General features: G+C 63.5%; 12 protein-coding genes. 11 read left to right on the forward strand and 1 reads right to left on the reverse strand.

Features of this window, described 5'->3' with window-relative positions; all coding sequences use genetic code 11:
- Positions 1-172 precede the first annotated feature (172 nt).
- Positions 173-2,968 (reverse strand): TonB-dependent receptor, encoded by a 2,796-nt coding sequence (locus RBA41_RS22800; RefSeq protein ID WP_306626535.1) that lies wholly within the window; start codon positions 2,966-2,968, stop codon positions 173-175.
- Between the two features lie 436 nt (positions 2,969-3,404).
- Here RBA41_RS22800 and RBA41_RS22805 point away from each other — a divergent pair, with 436 nt between their 5' ends.
- The 11 genes from RBA41_RS22805 (at position 3,405) to rbfA (ending at position 18,460) form a co-directional block, all read left to right on the forward strand.
- Positions 3,405-4,343 (forward strand): ABC transporter permease, encoded by a 939-nt coding sequence (locus RBA41_RS22805; protein ID WP_306626536.1) that lies wholly within the window; start codon positions 3,405-3,407, stop codon positions 4,341-4,343.
- Positions 4,340-5,362: an ABC transporter permease gene (locus RBA41_RS22810; protein ID WP_374709589.1), complete on the forward strand. Its 1,023-nt coding sequence runs from the start codon at positions 4,340-4,342 to the stop codon at positions 5,360-5,362. The genes RBA41_RS22805 and RBA41_RS22810 overlap by 4 nt, the downstream gene beginning before the upstream one ends.
- A 9-nt stretch (positions 5,363-5,371) precedes the next feature.
- Entirely contained in the window at positions 5,372-7,048 is a 1,677-nt protein-coding gene (locus RBA41_RS22815) for an ABC transporter ATP-binding protein (RefSeq protein ID WP_306626538.1), read from the forward strand.
- 79 nt (positions 7,049-7,127) lie between these two features.
- The gene (locus tag RBA41_RS22820; protein WP_306626539.1) at positions 7,128-8,075 is read left to right on the forward strand and encodes a DedA family protein/thiosulfate sulfurtransferase GlpE; all 948 of its coding nucleotides are present in this window, start codon (positions 7,128-7,130) and stop codon (positions 8,073-8,075) included.
- Between the two features lie 178 nt (positions 8,076-8,253).
- Positions 8,254-9,291 carry a glucokinase gene (locus RBA41_RS22825; protein ID WP_306626540.1) on the forward strand — a complete coding sequence of 346 codons (1,038 nt, stop codon included), beginning with the start codon at positions 8,254-8,256 and terminating at the stop codon, positions 9,289-9,291.
- Positions 9,292-9,767: 476 nt separating this feature from the next.
- Positions 9,768-10,571, forward strand: coding sequence for an SMC-Scp complex subunit ScpB (gene scpB, locus RBA41_RS22830; protein WP_306626541.1), 804 nt, complete (start codon positions 9,768-9,770; stop codon positions 10,569-10,571).
- Positions 10,558-12,651 (forward strand): pseudouridine synthase, encoded by a 2,094-nt coding sequence (locus RBA41_RS22835; RefSeq protein WP_306626542.1) that lies wholly within the window; start codon positions 10,558-10,560, stop codon positions 12,649-12,651. The genes scpB and RBA41_RS22835 overlap by 14 nt, the downstream gene beginning before the upstream one ends.
- A gap of 351 nt (positions 12,652-13,002) precedes the next feature.
- Positions 13,003-13,491 (forward strand): ribosome maturation factor RimP, encoded by a 489-nt coding sequence (rimP, locus tag RBA41_RS22840; RefSeq protein WP_306626543.1) that lies wholly within the window; start codon positions 13,003-13,005, stop codon positions 13,489-13,491.
- Positions 13,488-15,053, forward strand: a complete 1,566-nt coding sequence (gene nusA / locus RBA41_RS22845) for a transcription termination factor NusA (protein ID WP_099874597.1) — start codon at positions 13,488-13,490, stop codon at positions 15,051-15,053. Before rimP ends, nusA begins: the two co-directional genes overlap by 4 nt.
- Before the next feature lie 47 nt (positions 15,054-15,100).
- Positions 15,101-17,938, forward strand: a complete 2,838-nt coding sequence (infB, locus tag RBA41_RS22850; RefSeq protein ID WP_306626544.1) for a translation initiation factor IF-2 — start codon at positions 15,101-15,103, stop codon at positions 17,936-17,938.
- Between the two features lie 96 nt (positions 17,939-18,034).
- The gene (gene rbfA, locus RBA41_RS22855) at positions 18,035-18,460 is read left to right on the forward strand and encodes a 30S ribosome-binding factor RbfA (RefSeq protein WP_306626545.1); all 426 of its coding nucleotides are present in this window, start codon (positions 18,035-18,037) and stop codon (positions 18,458-18,460) included.
- The last annotated feature ends 3 nt before the right edge of the window (positions 18,461-18,463 follow it).

An 18,463-nucleotide genomic window follows, 5' to 3' on the forward strand; every position in this document is an offset into this window, starting at 1 on the left:
AGCTTGATTTACAAAGTAAGCTTCCCGTCAGCAAGCATGTTCCTGCAGGCAGCAATTGCTGCCGTTGAACAGCGTGCTAACGATCGGCGTCTGCATATGTACATCAGGGCGGGCATAAAAAAGGGCGATGCCTGCGCATCGCCCGGTGTCATGCGTTCGCTGCCGGTTCAGACTAGAACTGGTAGCGCGCGCCGGCCTTGAAGTAGCGGCCGATGGCGCCGCTGGCGTCCATCGGGTTGTAGCTCATGCCGCCGTAGGTGAGCGGATCGAGCGGTGCGACCTTGTCGAACAGATTGTTGATCGAACCGAACAGCTGGAAATTCTTCGACAGGTTGTAGCGCACCGACAGGTCGGTCGCGGTGAACGAGCCGAGCGTGCATTCGGCGTTCGGCGCCGGGGTGCCGTTGGCGAATTTCGATGCGCACAGCTCGCCTTCGAACTGCACGTTCTTCATCTTCGAGCGGTAGTTGGTGGTGAGCGTCAGGTTCAGGTCTTGCCAGTCCCAGCCTGCGACAAAACTGATCTTCTGCTTCGGCGTGCCGGCGCAGTTGGAGGTGTCGCAGTTGCCGTGGGTGCCGGCGTACTGGTACTTGACGGTGGCCGATTCGGCCCGGATCCACGAATCGATGTAGGTCCAGGTCAGGCCCAGGTTGGCGCGGCCCATGTCGCCGAGGCGGAACTTTTGCTTGATGTCCAGGTCGACGCCCTTGATCTCGGTAAAGCTCGAATTGCGGTACGGCGCGTTCGAGATCAGGATGGTGCCGGTGTTCGGAATGGCCACGCCGCCGACCACCAGGTTGTTATCGGCGCGCACGGCGGTCGGCAGGGCGGCCGCTTCGTTGTACGGCAGCGGATTGATCTCGTCGCTGCGCTTGATCTTCCACAGGTCGACCGACAGGCTGGTATCGTTGAGCGGATCCCAGACCATGCCCAGCGTCATGCCTTTCGAGGTTTCCGGCTTCAGGTTGGGGTTGCCCACCTTGACCGCGGCCAGCGAGACCGAGCAATCGGTGGCGCTGCCGCCGCCGGCTGCCGGCGTGCCGCCCGGGCAACGGATCGGATCGCGCGTGGTGGCGGTGCCGGTCGAACGCGACGAGGCGCTCGCTTCGGCGGCGCCCGGCGCGCGGAAGCCTTCCGAGTAGGTGCCGCGCAGGGCGAAGGTTTTGAGCGGAGTCCACTTGGCGCCCAGTTTTGGCGTGGTCGAGGAGAAGTTGGTGTACTTGTCGTAACGCAGCGCGGCCGACAATTCCACCGATTTCAATACCGGCGCCGCCACTTCGAGGAACACGGCCGAAATTTTCTCTTCGCCCTTGGCGGCCACGTAGGACGAATTGATGCTGCCGTCCTCGGTGCCCGACAGGGATGGATTGTCGAGTTTTTCGCGGCGATGCTCGCCGCCCACGGCCAGGCCCATGGCGCCGCCCGGCAGCTGGAACAGCTCGCGCGAAGCCTTGAAGTCGACGATGTCGAGCTGGGTGGTCGAATGCGAGGTGGCGGTGCGCACCATGGCCGCGTACAGCGAGGCCGGGTTCTTGCCGGCCTGCTCGCCGATATAGTACGGGAAGTACGGGCTGGCCGGATTGCCCAGCGCGGCCTGGACCACGCGCAGGTTCAGCATGTTGCTGTACTTGAGGTCGAGTTTCGATTCCGAATGCACGTAGGAGGTGTCGAAATCCCAGCCCATGCCCGCGCCCTTCAGGCCCACCACGAGGCGGTTGAATTCATTGTTGACCGAACGCTCGCTCGGACCGACGTCGAAGGCCGAATAGCGCACGCGCACCGGCACGCCGTACGGGTTTTGCGGGTGGTTGGCGGCCAGCTGCATGGTGGTGCCGGCGCCCGAACCCCAGTTGGTCACGCCGGTCGGATTGGCAGCCGTCGGCGGACCGGCATAGGTCCGCGTGATTTCGCCCGGCACCAGGGTGAACGAGGTGTTGCGCTTCGAGTAGCCGACTTCGCCGTACACTTGCAGGTCCTCGCCCAGCTTTTTGCTCACGCGCGTGTACAGGTTCAGGCCGTCGACCTGCGGCTGCATCGAGCGGAACTGGTCGTGGTGCCACAGGCAGCCGCCTTGCGGATCGCTGTTGGCGGTCTTCGACAGGGCGGCGCAGCCGGGCAGCGACACGTAGGTATTGTTGGCCGGGTTGCGGATCGAGCCGGTCGGGCTGGCGCCGGTGTTGTTGCTGCCCGCCAGATAGCCGGAAGCGAACTGGGTATCCATCGCATAGCCGTACGGACGCAGGTCGCCGTGGCCGATCCAGCCGCGGTTGGCGCGGTCTTTGTTCTTCAGTTCGTTGTTGGTGTAGTACTCGGCGTTGACCAGCACGTTGTAACCGTCGGCTTCCAGGGTGCCCTTGCCCCAGGTCAGCGAGCCCTTGGCCATTTCGCCGTCCTTGTATTTGGACTGGCCGATCGTGCCCTTGGCGATCAGGCCCGTGAAATCCTTGCGCAGGATAATGTTGACCACGCCCGCGATCGCGTCCGCGCCATAGGTCGAGGAAGCGCCGTCTTTCAGCACTTCGATGCGCTCGACCGCTTCCATCGGGATGGTCGACAGGTCGGTAAAGCTCTTCTGGCCATCGTCGGCGCGCGCGAACGGCGCCATGCGGCGCCCGTTGAGCAGCACCAGGGTCGACGTGGCGCCCAGGCCGCGCAGCGAAATCGCGGTCGAACCGGCGGCAAAACCGTTGCCGAAGCCTGTCGGCAGGGAACCGGCGCCATCGGCGGTGAGGGTCTGGAGGTATTCCGCGACCGTGCCCTTGCCGGACTTGGCCATGTCTTGCGCGGTAATGACTTGCACTGGAGAAGCGGTTTCGGCGCTGGCGCGCTTGATGCTGGAACCGGTGACTTCGACCCGCTGGATGGGACCGGTTGGTGCGTCCTGCGCCATGGCCGGTGCGGCCACGGAAAGTGCTGCCGAAGCGATCGCCAGAGAGACGGCGTGCGCAATTGCGGTTTTTCTAAACATGTGTAACTCCAGAGGGTATCAATGTTAAAGACGTCTGTACCTGCATGCATATTTTTCGCTTTTTGCCCCATTCCCAGCACAGGCTTGCTGAAATAGGCAAAAAACACATGCAGTCTCCCGGTTTCTTGGGAAATAGTTGGTGAGAACATTTTCCAAGCGCACATATATCAACACCTGCGTGTCGGACTGTCAATGTACACACCGTTCATTTTGGCAACGAAACAACAGTTTCTTGACGCTACAAATTTGTACTTGAATTTGTCGGCGTAGTCTGTCGTCGGCCTGTGTTTACAGGGGGTCTGCGATGCCATGGCGCGCTCGGACATTGTTCGCCTGGCATGACCGCGCATGGCCGAAATGCGCTATCGTGATGGCCTGCGCAACGCCGCCACCGAACCGAACCGAACCACGACCAGGAAAGACCGCGCCACACCCCATGCCTGCCTATCTCCTGCGCCGCCTGTGGCAGATGCTGCCCACCATGGCCGGCGTCGTGCTGCTGGTGTTTATATTGTTTAACTGGATTGGCGGCGATCCCGCGTATCTGCTCGCCGGCAAGATGTCCGATGCCGCCGAGATCGAGAACATCCGGCGCCAGCTCGGCACCGACCAGCCGATGCACGTGCAGCTGTGGATCTTCGTCAAGCAGATCGTGACCTTTGACTTCGGCAACGCCTGGAGCACCGGCGAGCCGGTCGCGCGCATCATCGCCAGCCGGCTCGGGCCGTCGCTGACGGTGCTCATTCCCCTGACCGTGCTCGAGACCGTGATCGGCATCGCGCTGGCGCTGGCCGTGGCCTTCGTGCGCGGCTCGCTGACCGACCGCGCGGTGATGGTTGCGTGCACGGTCGGCATGTCGGTCAGCATCCTGGTGTACATCATCGCCTTCCAGTACGGCCTGGCCTACAAGCTGGGCCTGTTCCCGGTGCAGGGCTGGGGCACGGGGCTGGGCGAGAATCTGCTGCGCTATGCGGCGCTGCCGGTGCTGATCGGGCTGGCCGTGTCGATCGCGCCGACCCTGCGCCTGTACCGCAGCTTCGTGCTCGACGAAGTGCAGCAGGACTATGTGCGCACGGCGCGCGCCAAGGGCTTGTCCGAACGGCGCATCATGTGGGTGCACGTGCTGCGCAATGCCGCCATTCCCATCATCACGCACGTGATGGCGAACCTGCCGGCGCTGCTGATCGGCGCGTTTTTGCTGGAACGGTTCTTCGGCATTCCCGGTATCGGGCGCGAAGTCATTCTGGCGGTCGAGCGCAGTGATTTTCCGGTCATCAAAGCGATTACCGTGTACGTGGCCGCCGCCACCATGGTGTTCAATTTGCTGGCCGACCTGCTGTACAAGGCGGTCGATCCGCGCGTGCAGCTCGCATGAGGATGGGCGCACCAGCAAACGCGCCGGCCGGCCTGTGGACCCTGGCCATGCGGCGCCTGCGCGCCGACCGCGTGGCGATGGTCTCGCTGGCGGTGGTGGCGCTGTTCCTGGCCATGCTGGCGCTCTCGGTCATGGGCCTGATCGGCGCCGGCTGGGAAGAGGAGGTGGCGGTCACCTACGCGCCGCCATCGTTCATCGGCCCCGATGCGGTAACGCAAGAGGGCGCCGGCGTGGCGCGCACGGCGCCGCCGCCGAACCTGTTCGATCCGCTGGCCGGCGACATCGCCGCCATCATCGAAGCGCAGGGCGCCGCCATCACCGCGCCGCCGCCGCCGCGCCTTGCCACGCTGGCGTTCGGGGCCGACAAATGGGGCCACGACGTCCTGCTCAAGACCATCAAGGGTGGCCAAACCTCGATCGTGGTGGGGCTGGCGGCGGCGCTGCTGGCGGTCTTTCTGGGCACCTTGTTCGGCGCGCTCTCCGGCTACTTCGGCGGCGTGGTCGACGACCTGTTCAACTGGTTCTACAGCGTGTTCACCTCGGTCCCCTCGATCCTGATGATCCTGGCGGTGGCCGCCGTGCTGCAGCACAAGGGCGTGACGACCATCGTGCTCATTCTCGGGCTGACCGGCTGGACCGGGCCGTACCGCCTGATCCGCGCCGAATACATGAAGCACAAGGGGCGCGAATACGTGATGGCGGCCGACGCCATCGGCGCCTCGCACTGGCGCAAGATGTTCTCGCATATTTTCCCCAACATCAGCCATGTGGCGCTGGTGCAGTTGTCGATCCTGGCGGTCGGCTTCATCAAGGCCGAAGTGATCCTGAGTTTTCTCGGCTTCGGCGTGCCGGTCGGCGTGGTGTCCTGGGGCAGCATGCTCAATGAAGCGCAGAACGAACTGATCCTCGGCAAATGGTGGCAGCTGACCGCCGCCGCGAGCGCCATGGCGCTGCTGGTGACGGCGTTTTCGCTATTTACCGATGCGCTGCGCGACGCGCTCGATCCGAAACTCACCTAGAAGGCCCGCATGCTGCTTCACGTAGACAACCTGCGTATTGCCTTTCGCGTCGACAAGCACACCACGGTCGAGGCGGTGCGCGGCGTCTCGTTCGCGGTGCCGCGCAATGCCACCGTGGCGCTGGTGGGCGAATCGGGCAGCGGCAAGTCGGTCAGCTCGCTGGCGGTGATGGGCTTGCTGGCGCCGGAAACGACGCTGATCGATCCAGCCTCGCGCATCGTGTTCGACGGGCGCGACTTGCTGGCGCTGCCGGCGCGCGAGCGGCGCCGCCTGTGCGGCAAGGAGATCGCGATGATCTTCCAGGAGCCGATGTCGTCCCTCAACCCCGTGCTGACGGTCGGCTACCAGATCGGCGAAGTGCTGCGCCTGCACATGGGCATGAGCGCCAGGCAGGCGAGGGCGCGCACGCTGGCCTTGCTCGATGAAGTGGGCATGCCCGACCCTGCGCACAAGATCGACGCCTATCCCGGCCAGCTGTCGGGCGGCCAGCAGCAGCGCGTGATGATCGCGATGGCGATCGCGTGCGAGCCGGCCCTGCTGATCGCCGACGAGCCGACCACCGCGCTCGACGTCACCATCCAGAAACAGATCATGGCCCTCATCGCCCGCCTGCAACAGCAGCGCGCCATGTCGGTGCTGTTCATCACGCACGACCTGGGCCTGGTCAGCGAGATTGCCGACCACGTCATCGTGATGCGGCACGGCGAGGTGCGCGAGCAGGGCCTGGCGCGCCAGGTGCTGGACCAGCCGGCCGACGCCTATACGCGCGCGCTGCTGCACTGCCGCCCGCGGCTGGACCAGCGTCCGCTGCGCCTGCCGGTGCTGGACGATTATCTGGACGATCAGTTGGAAGTGCGCGAGCGAGCCGCCGGCGCCCAGCGCGCGCGCGGCTACGCGGCCGGCGACGAGCAAGTGCTGGTCGTGCGCAACCTGAGCAAGAGCTTTTATGCGCGCGAAGGACTGTTCGGCAAGCGCGAGCTGCGCGCGGTGAGCGACGTCTCGTTCACCCTGGCGCGCGGCAAGACGCTGGGCGTGGTGGGCGAGTCGGGCTCGGGCAAGACCACGGTCGGACTGACCCTGCTGCGGCTGCACCGGGCCACCGGCGGCACGGCGATCTTCGACGGCAAGGACCTGATCGGCATGCCGGCGCGCGAATTCATGGCGTACAAGCGGCGCATCCAGATCGTGTTTCAAAACCCCTACGCCTCGCTCAATCCGCGCTTCACGGTGGGGCAGATCCTGTTAGAGCCGATGCGCATTCACGCCATCGGCGCGGGCGACGGCGAGCGCACCGCCATGGCCCTGCAACTGCTCGACAAGGTGGGGCTGCCGGTGCAGGCGATGCAGCGCTACCCGCACGAGTTTTCGGGCGGGCAGCGCCAGCGCATCGCCATTGCGCGCTGCCTGACCATGCGTCCGGAGATCCTGGTGTGCGACGAATCGGTGTCGGCGCTCGACGTCTCGGTGCAGGCGCAGGTCCTCAATCTGCTGCAGGACCTGCAGGACGAATACCGCATGAGTTACATCTTCATTTCGCACGACCTGTCGGTGGTGAAGTACATGGCCGACCGGGTCATGGTGATGCGCGCCGGCAGCGTGGTGGAAATGGCCGATTCCGACGAGCTGTACCGCAATCCGCAGCATGCGTACACCAGGGCCTTGCTGGGTGCGATTGCGCGCACGTAAAGACGCCGCTGCGCGACGGGCGGCGGCGTCGATGAAGGGTCGGGGCGAATTGCGGCGCATTTTCGGCTAAGATAGCGCCATGCCCAATCTTATCGAATTGCTTCAGCTCTACGGTGTGCTCATCGTGTTTGCCATCGTACTGGTCGAGCAAATCGGACTGCCGATTCCCGCTTTCCCGATCCTGATCGTGGCCGGCGCGCTGGCCGCGGGCGGCGAGATCAGCTGGCCGGTGTGCCTGGCCGCCAGCGTCGGCGCGTGCCTGATCAGCGACGTGTTCTGGTTCAACGCCGGGCGCTTTTACGGCAAGCGCATCCTGCGGCTGCTGTGCAAGATATCGCTCTCGCCCGACTACTGCGTCAGCCAGACCGAAGACCGCTTCAAGCGCTTCGGTCCCAAATCGCTGATGGTTGCCAAATTCATTCCGGGCTTTAACATCATCGCCTCGCCCATGTCCGGCGCGCTGGGCGTGAGCACGCCGCGCTTCCTGGCCTTCAGCATGACCGGCAGCCTGCTGTGGAGCGGCGCCGGCATTGCCATCGGTGCCATCTTCCACAAAAGTGTCGACAAAGTGCTGGTCATGCTCGAAGAGATGGGCAGCACCGCCCTGATGGTCCTGCTGACCTTGCTCGCATTGTTCGTCTTGTACAAGTACATCGAGCGGCGCCGCTTCCGCCAGGGCATGCAGATCGAGCGCATCAGCATGAGCGAGCTGGCCCAGCTGATCCGCGGCGGGCAGCAGCCGATCATCATCGACGCGCGCAGCATTACCGCCCAGCAGCTCGAACAAGCCGTGCCCGGCGCGCTGATCTACAACGCCTGCACCCCCGACAGTTTCATGGCGCTGCTCGACAAGGAACGCCACATCGTTGTCTATTGCAGCTGCCCCAACGATGTCACGGCGGCCCAGGTCGCCAAGCAACTCATTTCCAGAGGCTATCACCGTGCCCGTCCCCTGCATGGCGGACTCGATGCGTGGAACGCCCACCACGCCGGGCAGGGCGACCCCCTCACTGTCCACGCGGGCTGATTCCGCAACGTCCGACGCTGTTTTGCCGCTGTCGCGCGTAGCTATACTACGCACAACGGTGTCCAAGCTCGCCTGTACGCAGGATTTTATGACGTGAATGTACTAAAACTACAAAGAAAGCTTGCACCTCGGGCATGTGATCCATTAAGCTTGGCGAGTCCATAGAACACTCGCCACCATGACTCAGCAATACACCGCGCCATCTTCCGTTTCCCCGTCCCCTGGCTACGCTGACGGGCCGCGCCTGCTGGCCGACATCGGCGGCACCAACGCCCGCTTCGCGCTGGAGACTGCGCCCGGCCAGACCGGGCTGATCGCGGTTCTGCCCTGTGCCGACTACCCGACCCTGGCCGACGCCCTGCGCGCCTATCTCGGCTCGCCGAAGGTGCTTGCCGCCGGCGTGGGCGCCTTGCGTCACGCCGCGCTGGCCATTGCCAATCCGATTACGGGCGACCTGGTGCGCATGACCAACCATCACTGGGAGTTCTCGATCGCCGCGTTGCGCCTCGAGTGCGGCTTCGAGACCTTGGAAGTGGTCAATGACTTTACCGCGCTGGCGCGTGCCTTGCCGCACCTTGCCGATAGCCAGAAGCTGCAGATCGGCGGCGGCGCGGCGCGTGCGCGTACGCCGCTGGGGCTGGTCGGCGCCGGAACCGGGCTGGGCGTGTCGGGATTGATTCCGGCCGGCGACAGCTGGACAGCGTTGCTCAGCGAAGGCGGGCACGTGACGTTTTCGCCGGCCAACGAGACCGAAGTTGCGATTTTGCAATTCGCGTGGCGCCAGTACGAGCACGTATCGGCCGAGCGCCTGCTGTCGGGCGATGGCATCGAGCTGATCTACCGCGCGCTGGCGCACCATACGGGGCAGGTGGCGCAGGAGCTCGATGCTCCCGAGATCTCGCGGCGCGCGCTGGCGGGGGAGTGCGCGCTGTGCGACCAGGCGATCGAAGCCTTCTGCGGCATGCTGGGCACGGTGGCGGGCAATCTCGCCATTACGCTCGGTGCGCAGGGCGGTATCTATATAGGTGGCGGCATTGTGCCGCGGCTGGGCGAGCGCTTTGCGCGCTCGTGCTTCCGCAGCCGCTTCGAGCAAAAGGGGCGTTTCGTCAACTATCTGGCGCAAGTGCCGACCTTCGTCATCACGGCCGAGTATCCCGCCTTCCTCGGCGTCTCCGCCATCCTCGCCGAAAAACTCGGCAGCCAAAAAATTTCCTAACCGGGGTCAGACCTCCGATTAGAAATAAAAGTGTTTCGATTCGGAGGTCTGACCCCGGTTAGGAAACTTTGTGGGCCATTTTGGTGCAAGGCATTTGCAGGGGTTTCTGACGCCCATGCTTGTCCTTTTCGCGCTTTTATCAGGTACAATGGCCGCAGTTGGAGGAAACGATGTCGATCGTTCGTGTAGTGCGCGCCCGGAGCTTGGCCTCCTTGCCGCTGCGGCGAACCAGCGTTTCTCTTGAAAATCAACGGTTTAGCCTCGCCAGGTATGCAGGTAACCGTGTGGCAGGGTTCGCATCTCGCCACCAGTAACATTCCCGCCCAGCGCGCTTCGTCCCGGGCGACGGATTCCAGTTTCAACGTGTTTCTCTGCAAATCGGCGTCATTCTGTGACGCGCGCTGCCATGCGTTGAGTGGTATTTGTTTGATTTTTTCTCTGCAGACCTAATTGCAACATCCGCACACGACATCGTTATGAATACTGATGAGGCCAAACGGGTCCTCGAAACCGCTTTGCTCTGTGCGCGCGAGCCCATGTCGATTCACGGCATGAAGAAGCTGTTCGTCGATGTCGATGACCATGGCCGCCCGATCGGCGCCGGGGTCGGCGCCGATACCATCAAGATCATGCTCGAGGAATTGCGCCGCGACTGGAGCGAGCGCGGTATTGAAATCGTCAGCCTGGCCAGCGGCTGGCGCTTCCAGAGCCGCCCGGAAATGAAGCAGTACCTCGATCGCCTGAGCCCGGAAAAGCCGCAGAAGTATTCGCGCGCCACCCTGGAAACGCTGGCGATCATCGCTTACCGCCAGCCTGTCACACGCGGCGATATCGAAGAAATACGTGGCGTTGCCGTTAATTCGCAGACGATCAAGATGCTGGAAGACCGCGGCTGGATCGATGCCATCGGCCACCGCGAAGTGATCGGCCGCCCGGCCTTGCTGGGCACGACCAAGCAGTTCCTTGACGATTTGGGGTTGAATTCGCTGTCCCAGCTGCCTCCGTTGCAGCAAATCAGCGACATGCAGGGCGGTCTCGAAATGGAAGCACTCGAGGCGGCCTTGCAGGAAAATTTTGATAAAGCGGCGGCCTCGGAGGCCGCAAACGACGATGGTGCAGGTAGCGGCGACGCGCAGGAGGCATTTCCTCCCGCCGTCGCGGATGCGGCCGGCTCCGATACTTCATCTCTTGAAGTCCTCATCCACGACCCTGCGCCAGAAATAACGGTTGACGCTGCGCCAGGTCAGCACAACCAAGAAACGAATAATGAATCCAACTAAATCGACAGAGACAAGTAGCGCCGACGTAACAGGCATGGATGAGGCCGTGGCCAAGCCAAAACGCCGCACCAAGGCACAGATAGAGGCGGACGCCGCCGCCGGCACCGACGCGCCGAAACCGAAGCGCGCCGCCGCCAGGAAGGCCGTTGCCGACGTCGAGGCCGCCGCGCCCGCCGTGGCATCGGCTGAGGCGCCAGCCGCCGCGGCCAAGGCCCCGGCCAAGCCGCGTGCTAAAAAAGCCGCTGCCGTTGAAGCGGCCCCCGTGGTAGCGGCCCCCGTGGAAGCGGCCGATTCCGCTCCGGCAGCCGCCAGTGCCCCAGCCGCCGCGAGCGCAGCGCCTGCCGCCGACACGCCAGCCCCGGCCGCCCGCAAGCCGCGCGCGCCGAAAGCGCCCGCCGCCGATGCCGCGCCAGCGCCCGCCGCCGATGGCGCCGCCCCGGCCGCCGACGGCGCCGCGCCTGCGAACCAGGAACGCGGTCCACGTCCGCCGCGCGGCCCGCGCCAGATGCGCGAACTGCGCGGCCAGCGCGAAGCCCGCATCCAGATGGAGCGCGCCGAATCGGGCGAGCCGGAAGTGCTCGCCGAAGCACCGGCCGAACCGGTTGCCCGTCCTGAGCGCGGTCCGCGCCCGGAGCGCAGCCTGGATGCCAAGCCGCGCGTGAAAAAGAACAAAAAAGGCAATCCGGGCTTGCAGCACCACGGCAAGAACAAGATGAACGATGCCGATGCCGCGTTTTCGTACGTGACCTCGGACGCGTTCGACGCCAACGACGGCGGCCACGCGCAGCCGGTCAAGCAGGTGCGCCGCGACCTGACCTCCGACGACGACGCGCCGAAGCTGCACAAGGTGCTGGCCGAAGCCGGCCTCGGTTCGCGCCGCGACATGGAAGAGCTGATCATCGCCGGCCGCGTTTCGGTCAATGGCGAGCCGGCCCACATCGGCCAGCGCATCCTGCCGACCGACGCCGTGCGCATCAACGGCAAGCTGATTCACCGCAAGGTCACCAGCAAGCCGCCGCGCGTGCTGGTGTACCACAAGCCGGCCGGCGAAATCGTCAGCCATGACGATCCGGAAGGCCGTCCATCGGTGTTCGACCGCCTGCCGACCATGAAGGCCGGCAAGTGGCTGGCCGTCGGCCGCCTCGACTTCAATACCGAAGGCTTGCTGTTGTTCACGACCTCGGGTGACCTGGCCAACCGCCTGATGCACCCGCGCTACAACATCGACCGCGAATACGCGGTGCGTACCCTGGGCGAGCTGGAAGAGGGCATGCGCCAGAAGCTGCTGGCCGGCGTCGAACTCGACGATGGCGTGGCCTCGTTCACCAAGATCGCCGACGGCGGCGGTGAAGGCATCAACAAATGGTACCGCGTGGTCATCGGCGAAGGCCGCAACCGCGAGGTGCGCCGCATGTTCGAGGCGATCGGCCTGACCGTCTCGCGCCTGATCCGTACCCGCTACGGCATCATGACCCTGCCAAGCAACCTCAAGCGCGGTCGCTGGGATGAGATGGAAGAAAACACCGTGCGCGACCTGCTGGCCGCGTTCGGCGTCGAGAAGAAAGGCGCCGGCAACGATGCGCGCGGTCCGAAAGGCCGCAGCGACGCCAAGCCGCGCACCGACGAGGACAAGCGTTCCGATGGCAACCGCATCGACCGCGTCGACGCCAACCGCAATGCCGATCCGTTTGGTCCGCCAAATGGACGTGGCGGTGCGGGACGCGGCGCCGGTGGCCGTCCGCAGGGGCGTCCCGGTGGCGCGGGTGGCGGCATGGGCGGCGGCATGGGCGGACAAGCGCGCAGTGCCGGCGGCTTCGATGGCCAGAGCCGTGGCCAGGGTCGCCCGCAGGGTGATGGACAGCCGCGTTCGGCGCGTCCGCAGGGCGATGCGCAGCCGCGCACCGGCCGTCCGGGTGGCAATGGCGGCAATGGCGGCGGGGCCAAGGGGCCGCGCCAGCCGGATCCGCTGCAAACGACCTTCGGTTTCGGCAATGCCGGGGGCGGGAATCGCCGTCCGCAGGGTCCGCAAGGCCCGCGCAGCGCCGATCACGGCATGCCGCGTCGCGGTCGCCGGGGTTAAGCGCTAGCTCGTCGTTCCCGTAGCCACGGACACGTCGTTCCCGCGCAGGAACGACGGTGGCGGTGTTGTTTTGTGATCCGCACCACCGCGCACGCATCGCCGCACGGCACCCGCCCTGCGGCTTTTGTTTTAAAATTGATAAGTGTTGTATGCCTGTTCATTTGCCCGTCATCGGATTGCGGGCAGCCCGATAACAGGTTATAATCTGCAGCCTAATAAAAGTTCTTCCCACCACAGACTGGTGCAAGTGCTTTCATCTGGTTGGGAGTATAGGAAGATGGGCAGATGCCCATTTTTTTTTTGGTAAATCGTTTTTAGTGGTCCCGCGGGACCGTGATCTGGAGAACTTGTTTGCAGCAGTTTGAATTAATCGCCAAGACAGTCAGTGGCCTGGGCTACGAACTCGTTGATGTCGAACGGGGCGAGCGCGGCATCCTGCGCGTGTATATCGATTTCACTGCAGCCGACGCGGCCGAAAAAGGCCCGATTACGGTCGAGGACTGCGCCACCGTGAGTCACCAGCTGTCGCACGTGCTGACTGTAGAAAATGTCAACTACGAGCGCCTGGAAATCTCGTCGCCGGGGCTGGACCGCCCGGTGCGTACCCTGGCCGATTTCGCGCGTTTCGCCGGTTGCGAATGCACCGTGAAGCTGCGCGTGGCCATGCCCGGTACGGCCGACCGCAAGACCTACACCGGTATCTTGCAGGCCCCGCAAGGCGAGAATATCGCATTGGAATTTGAAAGCAAGGATGGTCCGGCGCTGTTGGAGTTTACGCTCGCCGACTTGGATAAGGCACGCTTGGTGCCGCAGGTGGATTTTAGGAGTCGCAAAGCATGAGTCGCGAAGTTTTGTTATTGGTTGATGCGCTGGCGCGCGAAAAAAATGTCGATAAAGATGTGGTCTTCGGGGCGCTCGAATTCGCCTTGGCGCAAGCCACGAAGAAGCGTTACGAGGGCGAAGTCGACATTCGCGTGTCCATCGACCGTGATTCGGGCGAGTTCGAGTCCTTCCGCCGCTGGCACGTCGTGCCCGACGAGGCCGGCCTGCAGCTGCCCGACCAGGAAATCCTGCATTTCGAAGCCAAGGAAAACATCCCCGACATCGAAGTCGACGAATATATCGAAGAACCGATCGAGTCCGTCGAATTCGGCCGCCGCTTCGCGCAAGACACCAAACAGGTGGTCCTGCAGCGTGTGCGCGACGCCGAGCGCGAACAGATCCTGGTCGACTTCCTGGAGCGCGGCGACTCGCTCGTGACCGGCACCATCAAGCGCATGGAACGCGGCGACGCGATCGTCGAATCGGGCAAGATCGAAGCACGCCTGCCACGCGACCAGATGATCCCGAAAGAGAATCTGCGTATCGGCGACCGGGTGCGCGCTTATATCCTGCGCATCGACCGCAATATGCGCGGCCCGCAGGTGATCCTGTCGCGTACCGCGCCGGAATTCATCATGAAGCTGTTCGAACTGGAAGTGCCGGAAATCGAACAAGGCTTGCTGGAAATTAAATCGGCTGCCCGCGATGCGGGTGTGCGCGCCAAGATCGCCGTGTACACGGCCGACAAGCGCATCGACCCGATCGGTACCTGCGTCGGCATGCGCGGTTCGCGCGTGCAGGCCGTGACCGGTGAACTGGGCGGCGAACGCGTCGACATCGTGCTGTGGTCGGAAGACCCGGCGCAATTCGTCATCGGTGCCCTGGCTCCGGCCAATGTGTCGTCGATCATGGTCGACGAAGAAAAGCATGCGATGGACGTCGTGGTCGACGAGGAAAACCTGGCCATCGCGATCGGCCGTTCGGGCCAGAACGTGCGCCTGGCTGCCGAGCTGACCGGCTGGAAGATCAATATCATGACGGCGGAAGAGTCCGAGAATAAATCGGCTCAGGAAACCGCGGCAGTACGCGCGCTGTTCATGGAAAAACTCGACGTCGACCAGGAAGTGGCCGACATCCTGGTGGAAGAAGGCTTCGCTAGCCTGGAGGAAATCGCGTATGTGCCGATTTCCGAGATGCTCGATATCGAATCCTTCGACGAAGATACCGTCAACGAACTGCGGACCCGTGCCCGTGATGCGCTGGTGACTGAAGCAATTGCTTCGGAAGAAGGCCTGGAAGGGATGGACGAGCAGCTGGTTAACCTGGAAGGCATGGACCGCAACACTGCGGGCAAGCTGGGCCTGGCCGGTATCAAGAACGTTGAGGCGTTCGCGGCGCTCGCGTACGACGAATTTGGCGCTATTTTGGCGCTGGCGTCGGACCGTGCACGTGATCTGATCAAGAATGAATTTAATGATGTGACCGACGACGAGATGAAGCTGGTCGACTCAAAGTATGACGACCGCGCCAAGGCGCTGCAGGCGAAAGCCTGGAGCCTGGCAGAAGTGGCCAAGGCTTAATTTGAGTAACCTTATCATCTGTCTCGACACAAAGAAAAGAGGACTGAATGGCGAGTAACAACGTAGCCCAATTTGCCACCGAACTGAAGATGCCTGCAGATTTGCTGCTGACGCAGCTGCGTTCTGCCGGCGTCGATAAAAGTTCGACGTCAGATCCATTGTCGAAAGATGATAAGGATAAGTTGTTGGATCACCTGCGCCGTACCCACGGCACGGCGACCGACACCGAGAAGAAGAAAATCACGCTGACGCGCAAGGAAACCACTGAGATCAAGCAGGCTGACGCCACCGGCAAGTCGCGCACGATCCAGGTAGAAGTGCGCAAGAAGCGCACGTTCGTGCAGCGCGACGATCCGGCACCGGCGCCAGCGCCAGTGGCCGCGGCGCCCGTTGCACCAGTGATCGACGCGGCCGAAGTGGCCCGTCGCGAGGAAGAAGCACGCCGCCAGCAAGAGCTGATCGCGCGCCAGGAAGCCGACCTGCGTGAAAAGCAGGAGCGCCTCGCCAAGCTCGACGCCGAAAAAGAAGCCCAGGCCAAGCAGGCCGAGACCGACGCCAGGAAAGAAGCGGATGCGGAAGCGAAGCGCGCCGCCGCCGCTGCCGCCGCCGCCGCCGCTGGCGCCGATCAGGCTGCCGCCGACGAGTCGAAGAAAGCTGCTGCCGAAGAAGCCAAGAAAAAGGCTGCCGTGGCTGCGCAAGAAGCTGCGGCCCGCGCCGAAGCGAACGACCGCGCCCGCAAGGCCGTGGCCGACGAAGTGGCGCAGATCAAGGCCATGATGAATGCGCCGCGGCGCGCCATCAAGGCACCTGAGCCAGTTGCTCCACCGGTCGCGGCATTGAAGCCGAAGCCGCCGGAAGGCACCTTGCACAAGCCAGCCGACAAGAAGCCGGGCGACAAGCCGGGCGACAAGAAGCCGGTTACGGCGGACAAGAAGTCGATCAAGTCGGCCAATGTCTCCTCGACCTGGTCGGACGACGCGAAAAAACGCGGCGCGCCGGGTTCGATCAAGCCACGTGGCAACACCGGTTCGCCGGGTGGCCGCGACAGCTGGCGCGGTGGCGCCAAGGGCCGTCGTTCATCGCACAGCGATGACCGCGAAACCAATTTCCAGGCGCCGACCGAAGCGGTCATCAAGGACGTTCACGTTCCTGAGACCATCACGGTCGCCGAACTGGCGCACAAGATGTCCGTGAAGGCATCGGAAGTGATCAAGCAGCTGATGAAGCTGGGCCAGATGTGCACCATTAACCAGGTACTGGATCAGGAAACGGCGATGATTCTGGTTGAAGAGATGGGCCACAAGGCATTTGCGGCTGAACTCGACGATCCGGAAGCACTGCTGGCCGACCAGGGCGAACACGCCCACTTCGAAGCCGTCTCGCGCGCACCGGTGGTCACCGTCATGGGTCACGTCGACCACGGCAAGACCTCGCTGCTCGATTACATCCGCCGTGCCAAAGTGGCGTCGGGCGAAGCGGGCGGGATCACGCAGCACATCGGCGCTTACCACGTCGAAACGCCGCGCGGCATCATCACCTTCCTCGACACCCCGGGTCACGAAGCGTTTACCGCCATGCGTGCCCGTGGCGCCAAGGCAACCGACATCGTGATTCTGGTGGTTGCCGCCGACGATGGCGTGATGCCGCAGACGAAGGAAGCGATTGCTCACGCAAAAGCTGCCGGCGTACCGCTGGTCGTGGCGATCAACAAGATCGACAAGCCGGGTGCGAATCTGGACCGGGTCAAGCAGGAACTGGTCGCCGAACAAGTCGTGCCGGAAGAATACGGTGGCGAATCGCCATTCGTGCCGGTGTCGGCCAAGACCGGCGAAGGCATCGATGCGCTGCTGGAACAGGTTCTGCTGCAAGCCGAAGTGCTGGAACTCAAAGCCCCGGTCGACGCGCCAGCGCGTGGCCTGGTGGTCGAGGGACGCCTGGACAAGGGCCGTGGTCCTGTCGCGACGATCCTGGTGCAGTCCGGTACCCTGCGTCGCGGCGACGTGATCCTGGCTGGTTCCTCGTATGGCCGCGTGCGCGCCATGCTGGACGAGAACGGCAAGGCGATCAGCGAAGCTGGTCCGTCGATCCCGGTCGAAATCCAGGGCCTGACCGAAGTGCCGGTTGCCGGTGAAGAAGTCATGGTCATGGCCGACGAGCGCAAGGCGCGTGAAATTGGTCTGTTCCGTCAAGGTAAGTTCCGCGACGTCAAACTGGCCAAGCAGCAAGCGGCGAAACTGGAAAACATGTTCGACAACATGGGCGAAGGCGAAGTCAAGAATCTGCCGGTCATCGTCAAGACCGACGTGCAGGGTTCGCAGGAAGCGCTGGTTGGCTCGCTGCAGAAACTGTCGACCTCCGAAGTGCGGGTACAGGTTGTGCACGCAGCGGTCGGCGGCATTACCGAATCGGACGTCAACCTGGCGGTCGCATCGAAAGCGGTCATCATCGGCTTTAACACCCGTGCTGACGCCCAGGCGCGCAAGCTGGCCGAGTCGAACGGCGTGGACATCCGCTACTACAACATCATTTACGATGCGATCGACGAGATCAAGGCGGCGTTGTCGGGCATGCTGGCACCGGAGAAGCGCGAGCACATCACCGGTCAGGTCGAGATTCGCCAGGTTATCCTGGTCTCGAAAGTGGGCGCGATTGCCGGTTGCCTGGTCACCGATGGCGTGGTCAAGCGTTCGTCCTCGGTACGCCTGCTGCGCAACAACATCGTGGTGTGGACTGGCGAGATCGATTCGCTCAAGCGCTTCAAGGACGACGCGAAAGAAGTGCGCGCCGGTCTGGAATGCGGCCTGTCGCTCAAGAACTACAACGATATCGAAGTCGGCGACGTCCTCGAAGTGTTCGAAGTTCAAGAGATCGCCCGTACCCTGTAAGGTCCACTGCAATACGTAGCGTGGAAAACGAAGCGCCCCTGTTCCGGGGCGCTTCGCTTTTCCACCTTACCAAATCATAAAGAGTAGTATACGACCATGGCTAAACACAGCAAAACCATTCCCGCCCGCGGCTTGCGCGTGGCCGACCAGATCCAGCGCGACCTGGCCGAAATCGTCGCGTACGGTCTGAAAGACCCGCGCATCGGCATGATCACCATCACCGAAGTGCAGATCACGCCCGACTACGCCCACGCCAAGGTGTTCTTCACCATGTTCAAGGACGACAAGGAATCGATCAAGAACACGGTCGACGGCCTCGGCGCCGCTGCCGGCTTCATCCGCAACCAGCTGGGCAAGCGCCTGCACATCCACACCTTGCCGATGCTGCACTTCGTGCACGACACCTCGACCTCGCGCGGCATGGAAATGTCGCTGCTGATCGACCAGGCCAACGCCACCCGCGCGGCCGATGCCGAGCCGGATCCGTTGCCGGAAGACCAAGCCAGGCCGGACGCCGAATAAGCC

The organism is Massilia scottii, assembly GCF_030846495.1.
In the GTDB taxonomy this organism is placed as follows: domain Bacteria; phylum Pseudomonadota; class Gammaproteobacteria; order Burkholderiales; family Burkholderiaceae_D; genus Telluria_A; species Telluria_A violaceinigra.